Here is a 12,985-nt window from a genome sequence, read left to right as displayed (position 1 = left end):
TTTATGTCTAATTTTACTGTTCGAGAATATGCTTTTATCAGTGTGCAATACGACGGCTGCCCAAAGTCTACTATTGAGCATGCTTATATCCCTGAAAAAGCGTTTGAGCATTTATGTGAATTGTCTGCTTCATTTTCCAAGCATGGGGCAAAAGTCTTTGAACTTGCAGGTCGTAAAAAGCTAAAGCTTGATCAGCATGTGGGTGTTATTGAAACTCCATGTGGTACTCGTATTGAAATATTACCCAAGCATGTGGATATGAAAGAGGGGGATGAGCAGGAGATTATTCAACAAGAGCGCAGGCTTCTGCAAAATATGCTCAGTGTTTCACTGCATTTGCCTTATCGAGAAGTGGGTGCAGCAGATTTAAGCAAATTTAAACAGCCTTTGCATGAATGGATTATTACTCAGTTTTTAAAATGCTTTGAACGATTAGTACAACGTGGTCTTCGTTTTGACTATAATCGTGTGCAAGAGGATCAAAAATTTCTACGTGGGCAGTTACAACATGCCCAATACATGCGTCAGTCTCCTGCCCAAAAACATATTTTTCCCATTGAGCATGATGTGTATGAGGTGAATCGACCAGAAAATCGTTTGATTAAAACTGCATTGGAAGTTGTTTGTAAAAAGACTAAACATGCAAGCAATTGGAAACTCGCGCAAGAACTCCGCTTAATGACAGGTGAAATTCCGAAGAGCCTGAATGTGAAACAAGATTTTAAACAATGGCAATCAGGACGGTTATTGGCGCAATATGCAGAGATCAAGCCTTGGACTGAACTCATACTGGGTGAATATATGCCTGTTTCCACGCAAGGCAACTGGCGCGGTATGAGTTTACTTTTTCCGATGGAGAAATTGTTTGAACACTATGTTGCACATTTCTTGAACAAAGCTCAGAAAGAGTGGGAAATTCATACTCAGCATAGTACTGAACATATGTGTCTACAAGGAAGCAAATCCATGTTTAGACTCAGACCTGATATTTTTATGAAAAGGGTCAGTTCTGAGGCAGAGGTTTTAAAGGTTGCAGATACCAAGTGGAAATTATTGGATTCAAATGATTCAAGTGGGCGTTATGGTTTAAAAGACAGTGATATTCAGCAAATGTTTGCTTACAGCGCATTTTATTTAAATCATGCTCACGAAGTGCTTATGATTTATCCTGCAAGAGGAGATGTATTTAATCAACCGTTGCAAGATTTTAAATTTAAATATGGGGCTTCAACTTTAAGAATCTTACCTTTTGATTTGAATATGAGACCTGAGTGTGAAAAAGGACAGCGATTTATGAGGTGGGTATTTAATAGAGCAGATATATAAATTTATTTTCTTGAAAATTAATATTTTATATAAAAAGTAAGTGATATCATTTCCATATTAAAGAGATTTTAATTAGGGGGTTCACTTGCTAGCTATTGCTGAGTTTTTACAGAGCTACTTTATTATTCCAATAACCATGTTGATTTTTGTATCAGTCGTTGGTTTTAGATTTTTAAAATTATATTCAACCTGCAGAAAAATTAAATAATGATTTATTATCTATCCAAAACTATTTAAAGCAAGTTGATATAAATAATTTAGATAAATCTGAACTAGATAATAAGTTTATAGATAGTTTACTTTTAGAAAATGCTTGGTTGAACTACAAAAGTTCATTTCATGATGTTTATGAGATCGTAGATGGTGAGAGTGTATTACTTACTTCTCGTGCAACAGCTGCTAGTGAAGTATTTTTTACACAATCTGCATTGGTTGATACCCCTTTAAAAGTAGAGTTTTATAAACATTTACCAGGTATTATTACTGGTGTTGGTATTATTGCTACATTTACTGGATTATTATTTGGTTTATTTGCCTTTGATCCTGCTGGTGATCCTGCCAAAGTGCAAGACAGTTTAGCATTATTATTAGGTGGAGTCGGTGAGGCTTTTATTGCATCTGGTCTGGCAATTTTAGCTGCTATGCTTATCACATGGCGCGAAAAATCTTGGCTAAGAAAATGTTATGAGAGCTTAGAAAGTCTAACGATTGAAATTGATAAAATTTTTGAAAATGATGCTACTGGTGAAGAATATTTAGCAAAACTATTGCAGTCATCACAGGCAAATGAAACCAATGCCCGTCAATTAAAAGATAGTTTAGTCAATGACTTAAAGGTTATGATGACTAACTTAATTGATGAAAATAAAAAGAATCAATTGGCATTTACCTCACAGTTGACAGAAAGCTATGCCAAAACAAGTAAAGATATGGCAGATCAAATTGGCCAGTCTATTTCAGATAATTTACAAGCACCTTTAGAAAAAATTGCTTCAAGTGTACAGCAAGTCAGTGGTGATCAAAGTTCTGCTGTTCAGTCACTTATGGCAGATGTACTGACAGCGTTTATGACTAAATTAGAGTCAACTTTTGGCGCACAAATGAATGGTATGAGTGAAATGATGATTCAATCTGTATCTGCGATGAAAGAAATGCAGTTAGGGTTTAGTCAACTCGTAACCGATATGAAAATAAACAGTGAAAGTTCTACGAAAAACTTAGAAATTCAGATGGCAAATATGATTGAAGATATTCAGTCAAAGCAGAATGCTATGTCAGAACAAATGAATGAGATGGTTGATCATTTAGCTCAAAGTGCAAAAAAAATTGGTGAACAAGGGCAATATTCAATTGAGCAGTTAAATGGCAGAGTTTCTGAGCTTATAGAAAATATGGGTGGAACAATGTCTAGTGTAGTTGCTAATATTGCCCAGCAACGCATAGAGCAAGATAGTATTATTGCTGCGAACCAGCATAAATTACATGAAGAGTCCTCAGTATTAATAAATAGCCTTGGCTTAGAAATTAAAGAACTTATATTACAAAGTCAAAATGCGGTTGATGCATACAAAAATAATATTCAGAAACTGACTCAAGTAACGACAGAAAGTATTCATGGAATGAACAATGGGGCTGAAAAAATGCGCCTTGCTTCAGAACAATTTAATATGGCTGGTACATCATTAATTACTGTTACTGATAAAGCGTCAGAGTTAATTTCTGAAGTCACTGTTACATCTACACATCTTACAAGCGCAAGTAGTAATCTTATCTCGTTATTGGGTGATTATAAAAACTCACAAGATAGTGTAAACAAAGCAATCGGTGTTTTAGAAAGTTTATTGAAACAAGCACAGTCTGAAGTAGGGATGAGTACAAAAATGCTTGATGATATGCATCAAATGACAAGTGCATTAAGTCAAGTTAAACAAGAGATGCAAGATTATCTTGAGCAAGTCAGTGATGTTCTCGTTAAAAGCTTTGATAGCTTTGGTGCTTCTGTTGAAACAAGTCTAAATCATTCTTTAGGTATTTATGACAACACTTTAGATCAAGCTGTTAAGCGTCTTTCTGTTGGGGTAGAGGGCCTAGGAAATTTTGTTGAGGATCTAGAGGACCTCGTTAGACAGAAGAAAAATTAAACTGGAGTGCATGATCAATGTTAGGTAATCGGTACTCTAAAAAAGCTCGCCCTAAAGACGATGGTGAAAAACCCTTTTGGATTTCTTTTGCAGATTTAATGACAGCTTTGATGACATTGTTTCTTGTCGTCATGGCTGTATCGTTGATGATTGTGACAAAAAAGATTAATGAGGCAACTCAAGCTGAAGATCAGAGAAGTGCTGAAATTTTAAATATTTGTCAAGGTATTCAGCATAGTGCAAAGCTGAAAGATGCTGGAATAGAGGTAGATTGTAAAAATAATCGTATTAATTTTGGTGAGGCAGGACGGTTTGCACACAATGATTATCGTTTAAATGAAATTGGTAGGCAGCGATTAAATACAATTGTCCCAATTATTATTGAAGAAGCAAATAATCCAAAAGGTGAAAAATGGTTTAAGCAAATTGTGATCGAAGGCTTCACAGATACTGATGGCTCATATCTCTATAATTTAAATTTGAGTTTGCGTCGTTCAGAATGGGTGATGTGCAGTTTACTTGACCCCAAATTTAGTACAGGGTTATCTCTAACCGAACAGCAAAAAAATCAAGTTAAACAGCTCTTTTTGGCAGGGGGAGTATCTTTTAACTCAGCTAAAGACAGTAAAGAGGCATCTCGTCGAGTCGAATTAAGAATGCAATTTTATGGATTAAAAGAGAGAGAGACTTCAGCACCACAACCTAAGTTTGTTTCAGCGCCTGTTGAGACATGTCAATTAGCACGGTAGTTTAATATGAGCATAGACAAGTTAAAACAGAGGTTAGAACAACAACTAAGTCATTCTTTGGCTCAAGAGGTTGTACACACAAAATTTGTAAAGCCACAGAAATTAATCAAAACATTATATGTTCTTGAACAACGATTTGACGATTTTGAGAATGCTATTCCTTTAGATCAAAAAATTTTTAGAACAATTTCTAAATTTCACGATACAGGTTTCTATTCGCTTTCTAAGCGAGATTGGAAAAATTTAGCGTGGGCTTTAAGTAAAGTTTTACCAGACACTGAAAATAAACTCATTTTTAGTGATATTGGTAAAAAAATTCTTCAACATTTTACACAAGCTAAGCTAGACCTTATCGGACTAGTTTATTTTCCATTATTGTATAGCTACTTTGCTTTAGAAAATGAAGATGTCAAAAATAAGCCTGAAACGTGGCTTCACCTGAGAAGTATACTGAGTGCACATAGATCACAGGTTTACAGAGATGCACAGCGCCCGAAAAAGTGGATGAATGCCCTTATAGATTATCCTGAACTTTTATCAGACTTACCTACTCAAATTTTTGTAGGCAGATTTTTAAAGGATCAAGATTCAAATAGCATTCAACAGGATTTAGAAAGTTTAAAAATAGCACCTAATAGCTGGTTTTGGGATGATTTGATTCATTCTTCAATTCAATCTATTAAGAAAATGAGTGAAGCGGAATTCTTTCAGTTAATTCCACGATTTCTTATATTATCGGAAAAAAATACGTTATATACCACGGAAATTCTTGTTGCTCTGCTAGAGAGATATGCACAGAGTATTCAACGGGAAGTTGTACATGATGCATTAAAGCATTTAGCTTTAAATCAATGGGGAAATCCACAATATAATTCATCGGCAGGGTGGAATAATGTGAATGCTGAGACTAGATATATGGTGAACCAATGGTTTGTGAGAGCGGATCTAGAAGCATTTTTTAAGGTATTTAGTCATGGTGCAGAAACGCGTAGATTCAATTATTGGTTGCGCTTTATTAAGCAAGTTTCTCTTTCAGAAATATTTTTAAATGATGATGCAATTTACCATGCAACGAGGCAACAAGAAGAATTTAAAAATAAAAATCAGGGTAGATATAAGCGAATAATTGGAAAAAGTACAGCAGCTAATGCATTTATGATAAAAATAGGGGGGTATTATATAGTTGAATTTTCTGAACTTAATAATGCAACATATTTTTATAGAAAGCTTCCTTATAAAGGGGCTAATGCTAGTTTACAACTTGTAAATATTACAGATTTAAAATCTACTGCAAAGGCAGATTTTTATTTATCCCATAATGGTTCATGGGAAAATTCTTTTGATAAACGTTTAAAAGCTTTAGGAATTTATCCAGATTAATCTTGTGAAGGGGTATTTGAATGAGACTAGCATTTTGGAAAAGAAAGAAAAATACTGATTCTCATGTGGATGAAGCTACTCCATTAGAGTCAAATCCATTCATTTTTAATGAATTAGGCGTTCTGTATTCATCTAGACAAAATGTGAGTACCAAAAATGCAGATTTTTATTGGCAAAGTCTTGAAGAAGAGGAATTAGCATATCTTTCAGATGATCATTATATTTTACCATGGGAAGAGTTATTCCAAATTTTACAGGATAAGGAACATCATAGTGTTATTCACTTATTAAATTTACCTTCTCAAATCAATTTACGCCCTATTATTCGAAGTGAGGGCGGATTAAGTGATACTGAATTCAAAATCATTTTAGATGGATGGCTGAACGAGAATAATACGAGAATTAAAAGCCCATATCAGAGGCTGGGTGCGATCCTAACAGTAGATGGTCAGCAATATTTACTCAATGAGCAATGTTTTAAATTAGTCGAATTACTTAAAGAGTTTTCACATTTACAGCCAAAAGATAAAGAATTAAACCAAAAATATTGGGCAAAAATAAGAAATGTAGCGAATAAAGCAAATGCAAATTTAGATGATTTTTTAAGAAAGACTATTGTATTAGCGCCAGAAAAGTTACAACTTAATCTTCGAAGAAACTTAATTAGTCATGAGTCTGTTGTTGAAATTCAACCAGAATTTGATGAAATGCCAGAAAATTGGTTAGATGCATTTGATCAATATAATCAAGTTCAGGATCAATATAGTATGAGTTTACCTAATGGTGGACTTGCACATATTGTGATTGATCCACAAGTCAAAAGTGTATTAACTGAAATCAAAAAAATGCCAAATCGTCGTGTATCAGGTGAAAGAGCTCAGGCATTTATACATAATCCTTTTGCTCAATTAGGTGATGACGCGATTAGTGTCATTTCACCAGAGAGTTTTGAGGCATCAAAACAACAAGCAGAAATTTATACTTATAATTTACAAATTCAAAAACAATATAATGAGCTAGGGTATTATGAAGCTGCAAAACTAGTACTTCATGAAAATTCGGAAAGAGAGCACAGCACAATATTCTTAGAATTGAACAATATTGATCAAACTTTGTTTTTTATTCAAGCTTATGAAAAAAAATCGTTATTTTTTATATGGGCTGGATATGAAATTGAGCGTAGTCAATTTCTAGAGCAAGAAATCGAAGATTTAAAAAAAGAGCTGCATGAAATACAAAAATACCAAGATGAATTACAGGCAAAGCAAGTTTTAGATTTATCTAATTATAGTGAGCGTGTCATTGGTATTGGTGAAGCAGAACAACTTAATTCTGAATTTATTAAAAGAGATAGTGGTGAGTCTGAGTGGTTGCCACAGCATCTCATGGATTTAGGGCAGCTGTTACAAGATGAAAATTTAAAACAAAATATTGAATTGCTTGAAAAATGTATTCAGCAAGCGAAACAGAATAATTTAGATGAGTTCACCTTCCCAAATACGGATAAAAAGCTATCTATAGAACAGGCTCAAAACTTACTGAATCAACTGCGTATTTCTAATAATCAAGATCAAAGTGTAATTGAAGAAAAAACAGCTCAGTATCAAAAAAAGAAAGATACATTATTAATTGCAAATAATATTGAAGAAGCTGAATTTACTAAACAACGCGCCAATCAACTTATTTTTGATGAGTGTTCTCCACCACATGCGAGATTACCAAGTAGTTTTAGGCAAACAGAATTTAGTCTGAAGGCACATCAATCTTATGGTGTAGCATGGTTACAGAATTTACATCAATATGCGCCAGAACATGTGGGTGGATGTTTGTTAGCTGACGATATGGGTTTAGGGAAAACATTACAATTACTATGTTTCATTGGTGAGTATTTAGAGCGGGCAAAGAATAAAAAACCTGTATTAGTTGTTGCACCAGTTTCCTTATTAGAGAATTGGGAAGCTGAAGCGAATCGTTTTTTTAGTGCTAAGTTTCCTGAAATTTTGAGTCTATATGGTGAAAAACTGAAAGAAAGAAAAATACCTAGGCATTTGATTTCATCACAATTGAGAGATCATCATGGTATTACCAATCTTCTTGAAGAGGGATGGCGTGGAGAGGCAGATATTGTTCTTACTACCTATGAAACTATGCGTGATCTAGAGTTTTCTTTGGCAAGAGAAGATTGGGGCATCATGATCTGTGATGAGGCACAAAAAATTAAAGTACCAACAGCAATGGTAACCAAAGCAGCTAAGGCACAAAAAGCTGATTTTAAAATAGCATGTACAGGAACTCCCGTTGAAAATTCATTAACTGATCTTTGGTGCTTATTTGATTTTATACAAGAAAACTTATTAGGCCCACTCAATGAATTTGGACGAAACTATCGAAAACCTATAGAAAATAGCAGTGGCAGTGATGCAACAGTTTTAGCAAAACTACGGGAAATCATTGCACCTCAAGTGTTAAGAAGAATGAAGCATGATGTTGCAGATTTACCACCAAAAAGTGAGGTAGTACATTGTAAGGACATCACTATTTCTCCATTGCAAAGACAGTTATATGTGGATGTGGTGAATCGTTTTCATAAAATGTCAGCTGAAGGAAATCAGGGAGCAATGCTCACGTCACTACATAGCATGAGAATGATTTGTGCACATCCTTTACAGCTTCAGTCAGATATAACATTAAAAGATTCTCCAAAGGTGGGTTGGTTAATCAATACATTGGAAATGATTAAACAACGAAATGAAAAAGTTATTATTTTTACAGAGTTTAGAGATATACAAGTTTTTCTCATGCGAATTTTAATGGAACGATTTGGCTTAAATATTATAACTATAAATGGTGATTCTAATACGAGTAGTAAGAAAGGATTAACCAGACAAAATTTAATTGATAAATTTCAAAAAAAGGCTGGATTTAATATCATTATTTTATCTACTACAGCTGTAGGATTTGGAGTGAATATCCAAAAAGCAAATCACGTTATTCATTACACACGTAGTTGGAATCCTGCTAAGGAAGATCAGGCAACTGATCGTGCTTATCGTATAGGTCAAGAAAAAGAAGTTTTTGTGTATTATCCGACGATAAAGGCGGAAGACTTTGATACATTTGAGGTGAAATTGGATAGATTATTGTCAAGTAAGAGAGAACTTGCTGATGATATGTTAAAGCCAAGCCTTGATATAGGTAAAGAGTTAATGGAAGCTGTAAATTATTTTGTGTAATTACTTTTCATAAATTTAAAGGTGATTACTTAAGCGGCCACCGAATTCAATAATAAAGTGGCTCAAGGCTAAATGCCATGAGCCACACAGCTGCGCAAGATTTAATGATTAGAACGGTATACTCTCATTATTAATTGAGGTCAAAAGTAGAAAGTTCTAAGTCCGTGTTATCGTTTAAAGTTAGGTGATCTACCCTCAATTATAAAATCTTATGAGATCTGCTCAGCGATAAGCAATTCAGCCAATTGAACTATATCATCATAGCGATAGAGTTGATTTTTCCAGTGTTTCGGTATTCCTGCTAAACCATAATATGCCCCCGCAATTTGCCCACAAATCGCTGCTGTTGTATCTGCATCATCACCTAAATTGGTTGCTTTCAAAATTGCATCTTCAAAATTTGAACTGTGCCAAAAAGCCCAAAGTGCTGCTTCTAAACTTTCTATGACATAGCCACTGCCTTTGATTTGATCTTCTGTTTTGTCACGATATTGTCCTAAAACAATCTGCTGAAGATCAGGTAACGCTGTCGAAAAGTGGATATCAAAAATCTGTTCTTTGGATTGTCCCTGTAAAGCATTGGTGACTACATGAGCAAAGTACTGACAAGCTTCAATACACTCAGTAGATGCATGTGTGGTTTGTGAACTTAATGCAGCGTAACGATATAACAGAGTTAAATCGTGTTGATAATATAAAATAATCGGGGCTAGACGCATTAAAGACCCATTACCGGAATAGTGTGATTCGGTACGACCACTATAAACTTGCCCCGTCTTATGATAGCGAAATAAAGCATTCAAGATGGTTTTTCCAACTCCAAAAGCATGAGGCAAACAGGAGTTATAGCCTTGGTCTAGCCACAACCAATAACGATCCATTTGATCTTGTGCATTAAAGCCTTTGTGAATAATCAAACTTTCAGCCAAACACAAAGTCATTGCAGTGTCATCTGTCCACATGCCTGCCTTGAGTTGAAATTTTCCGCCTCCAATCATGTCCGTAACAGGCTTAAATCGGCCTCGGGGCAAAAACTCAACAGTAGTACCAACAGCATCACCACATGCGAGCCCAATCAGGCAACCGAGCGCTTTATCTTTAAAATTAGAGGTTGTAGGGTTCATCATAAAGTGGCCTTTTATATTATTGCCATATTTATAGCTCTATAAAAATATGAATTTTCCAATCGGAGAGTTAGGTCTGATAAATACAATTTTTATTTTCTTTACATTTAATATCAAGCTCCGAATAGATATTGAAAAGTTATAATCGACCCAACAATCCTCTTTATTTTTACCAAATGGTATAAAATTAATTATCCACAGCGATACAAATTATTTTATGTTTGTCATTGTTTATAAATTATTCAATTAAAAAAGTGACCATAATTATGTTACTTTAGACAATGTAAAATGACGTTAAATTTAAAAATATTGGTAATTTTTTGATTTTAAATAAATATAATTAAATACACTTGCTGTAATTTAAGGTCATTTATGTCGGTGACTATTGCCAAGGTTGGGGTCGGGAGTTCGAGTCTCCTTTCCCGCTCCAGATTCAAAAAGCCCTCATCGAAAGATGGGGGCTTTTTTATTGTTGATTTTATTCATATTTTTCTAGCTGGTTCAAAGTGTTTACTTGAGCCTACTTATAAATTTTATTAGCCGTCCCCATGTTCGGTGACCAAAATGTGACCATTGTGTGCCGCACTCTGTATAAAGTACTTTAAATGACAAAGAGCTTTTACTAGTTGGCTGCATAGAAGAATTTCCCAAGTGAAAGTCGCCTGTTATTTCAGTATACATCACCTTAGATTGGATAAAAATTAGAATATTATTTGTGTGATTATATAAATTGCTGTTTGATTGAGTTTAGATTTTTTAACTATGGAATATATTTGTTGACCCAGTTGGGCTCTCCGTTGTATTCGCATATTTCACAAGTACATTTGTGGAAAATTATGCAAATTTGCTGCAATGGTGTGCGTCCTGCGCTGAAAAATGTTAGAATATGGCGCTTAAATCCATTTGCCTGCATAGTTGTATATCCATGACGACCAATACTCAAATTACTGAAGATCGTATCCTCATTCTGGATTTCGGTTCTCAATATAGCCAATTGATTGCACGCCGTGTTCGTGAAGCTGGTGTTTATTCTGAAATGTATGCGTTTGATATGTCAGAAGAAGACATTCGTGCATTTAACCCGAACGGGATCATTCTTTCAGGTGGTCCTGAAAGTGTGCATGAAGAAGGCAGTCCACGTGCACCAGAAATCGTCTTTAATTTAGGCGTACCAGTATTGGGCATTTGCTATGGTTTACAAACCATGTCAGAGCAACTTGGCGGTAAAGTTGAGCCAGGTGATGTACATGAGTTTGGCTATGCTGAAGTCAATATTCAGGTTCGTGACAAATTGATTGGTGATCTTGAAGACAATAAAGACCAATTGAAAGTATGGATGAGCCACGGTGATAAAGTAACGCGTATCCCTGAAGGATTCCAAGTGACTGCAAGCACACCAAGCTGTCCATTTGCGATGGTGTCGGATGAAAATCGTCGTTTCTATGGTATTCAGTTCCATCCTGAAGTGACACATACTGCCAAAGGTGCAGAGATTCTGTCTAACTTCGTTCATGGTATTTGTGGTTGCCGTAACCTTTGGAATTCTGAAAACATCATCGACTTACGTGTAGAGCAATTACGTGCGCAAATTGGTGATCAAAAAGTATTACTAGGTCTTTCAGGTGGTGTGGATTCATCTGTGGTTGCTGCACTTTTACATAAAGCGATTGGCGACCAATTGACATGTGTATTTGTGGATAATGGCTTACTTCGTTTGAACGAAGGCGAACAAGTGATGGACATGTTTGCAAAAAACATGGGCATCCGTGTGATTCGTGCCGACGCTGAAAATCGTTTCTTGTCTGCACTTGCTGGTGAAGTTGATCCTGAGAAAAAACGTAAAATCATCGGTCGTGAGTTCATCGAAGTTTTTGCTGAGGAAGCACGTAAACTTGATGGCGTAAATTTCCTTGCTCAAGGCACGATTTACCCTGACGTGATCGAATCTGCTGCAACTAAAAATGGTAAAGCGCATGTGATTAAATCACACCATAACGTGGGTGGTTTACCAGAAGATTTAGCGTTTGAATTGGTTGAGCCAATCCGTGATTTATTTAAAGACGAAGTTCGCCGTTTAGGAACAACTTTAGGTCTGCCACATGAGATGCTGTATCGTCATCCATTCCCAGGTCCAGGTTTAGGTGTTCGTATCCTTGGCGAAGTGAAAAAAGAATATGCTGACATTTTACGTTTAGCTGATGACATCTTTATGCAAGAGCTTCGTGCAAGCGGTTGGTATGACAAAACTGCGCAAGCATTCGCTGTATTCCAACCTGTCAAATCTGTGGGTGTGGTGGGTGATGGTCGTCGTTATGCATGGGTGATTGCACTTCGTGCGGTTGAAACAGTTGACTTTATGACGGCTCGTTTTGCACATCTTCCATACGACCTCGTAGACAAGATTTCTACACGTATTATGAATGAAATTGCAGACGTTTCTCGTGTTGTTTATGACGTTTCATCTAAACCACCTGCAACGATTGAATGGGAGTAAAATCAGGGTTTCAAAATGCAACGCATTTTGCTGATTTTACGCCAAGGGCTGTGCCCGCGGCAGTGAGGGCTTTCAAGAAACAACGTTTCTTGCCTAAATTACGGCAAAGGCTATGCCTGCGGCAGTGAGGGCTTTGAAGAAGCAATGCTTCTTGCCTAAATTACCCTAAGAGCAAAATACAACATGTTGTTTTGAATTTTGTGCAAAGTGTTTGCGGTAGTTGATCGACATGATTAAGTAAAAAAGAGCGCTTAGGCGCTCTTTTTCATTTTTACCGATGATCGTAATTTATGGATGACTTAAGTAAAACTCGTGTTCTTCACTTCACACGCTTTACATTCCAACATCATCCCAATTTTTTCTCTTCGCCCTTGTTCATTCATTATCCACGGACGATTTTGCCAAGGTGGCGTATGACGAACATGTTGCGTATGACCGCAAGCAAGCTCAGCCACCCAATGACCTTCATGGTCTATATGAAAAGCAATTATGGCTTGTTGCATATTTATCCTTAAAATATTTAAAAATATAATTCATC

At 35.7% G+C, this 12,985-nt stretch carries 8 protein-coding genes; 6 read left to right on the top strand and 2 right to left on the bottom strand.

Translation table 11 applies throughout. The annotated features are described in order from the left end of the window. Nucleotides 1-3: 3 nt before the first annotated feature. From HUV91_RS15335 to HUV91_RS15315, 5 genes are all read left to right on the top strand, one after another. Nucleotides 4-1,326: an McrC family protein gene (locus HUV91_RS15335; protein ID WP_174493964.1), complete on the top strand. Its 1,323-nt coding sequence runs from the start codon at nucleotides 4-6 to the stop codon at nucleotides 1,324-1,326. A gap of 317 nt (nucleotides 1,327-1,643) precedes the next feature. Then, nucleotides 1,644-3,467 carry an anti-phage ZorAB system protein ZorA gene (gene zorA / locus HUV91_RS15330; RefSeq protein ID WP_228721883.1) on the top strand — a complete coding sequence of 608 codons (1,824 nt, stop codon included), beginning with the start codon at nucleotides 1,644-1,646 and terminating at the stop codon, nucleotides 3,465-3,467. 17 nt (nucleotides 3,468-3,484) lie between these two features. Then, nucleotides 3,485-4,216: a type I Zorya anti-phage system protein ZorB1 gene (gene zorB1 / locus HUV91_RS15325; RefSeq protein ID WP_174493963.1), complete on the top strand. Its 732-nt coding sequence runs from the start codon at nucleotides 3,485-3,487 to the stop codon at nucleotides 4,214-4,216. Between the two features lie 6 nt (nucleotides 4,217-4,222). After that, nucleotides 4,223-5,596, top strand: a complete 1,374-nt coding sequence (locus HUV91_RS15320) for an EH signature domain-containing protein (protein ID WP_174493962.1) — start codon at nucleotides 4,223-4,225, stop codon at nucleotides 5,594-5,596. A 20-nt stretch (nucleotides 5,597-5,616) separates the two neighbouring features. Further along, nucleotides 5,617-8,829, top strand: a complete 3,213-nt coding sequence (locus tag HUV91_RS15315; RefSeq protein ID WP_174493961.1) for a DEAD/DEAH box helicase — start codon at nucleotides 5,617-5,619, stop codon at nucleotides 8,827-8,829. A gap of 209 nt (nucleotides 8,830-9,038) precedes the next feature. On the opposite strand, the gene HUV91_RS15310 is transcribed toward HUV91_RS15315, so the two are convergent. Continuing rightward, on the bottom strand, nucleotides 9,039-9,956 hold the full coding sequence (locus HUV91_RS15310) for an ADP-ribosylglycohydrolase family protein (RefSeq protein WP_228721882.1): 918 nt from the start codon (nucleotides 9,954-9,956) through the stop codon (nucleotides 9,039-9,041). Nucleotides 9,957-10,878: 922 nt separating this feature from the next. Here HUV91_RS15310 and guaA point away from each other — a divergent pair. After that, nucleotides 10,879-12,447 carry a glutamine-hydrolyzing GMP synthase gene (guaA, locus tag HUV91_RS15305; protein ID WP_130072393.1) on the top strand — a complete coding sequence of 523 codons (1,569 nt, stop codon included), beginning with the start codon at nucleotides 10,879-10,881 and terminating at the stop codon, nucleotides 12,445-12,447. Nucleotides 12,448-12,746: 299 nt separating this feature from the next. On the opposite strand, the gene HUV91_RS15300 is transcribed toward guaA, so the two are convergent. Continuing rightward, nucleotides 12,747-12,950: a DUF3565 domain-containing protein gene (locus tag HUV91_RS15300; RefSeq protein ID WP_174493960.1), complete on the bottom strand. Its 204-nt coding sequence runs from the start codon at nucleotides 12,948-12,950 to the stop codon at nucleotides 12,747-12,749. Nucleotides 12,951-12,985 lie beyond the last annotated feature (35 nt).

Source organism: Acinetobacter sp. Marseille-Q1623 (genome assembly GCF_902809895.1).
Taxonomy (GTDB): Bacteria; Pseudomonadota; Gammaproteobacteria; order Pseudomonadales; family Moraxellaceae; genus Acinetobacter; species Acinetobacter piscicola_A.
Note: the sequence above shows the minus strand (reverse complement) of the source record. Positions and strands in the feature narration are given on the sequence as shown.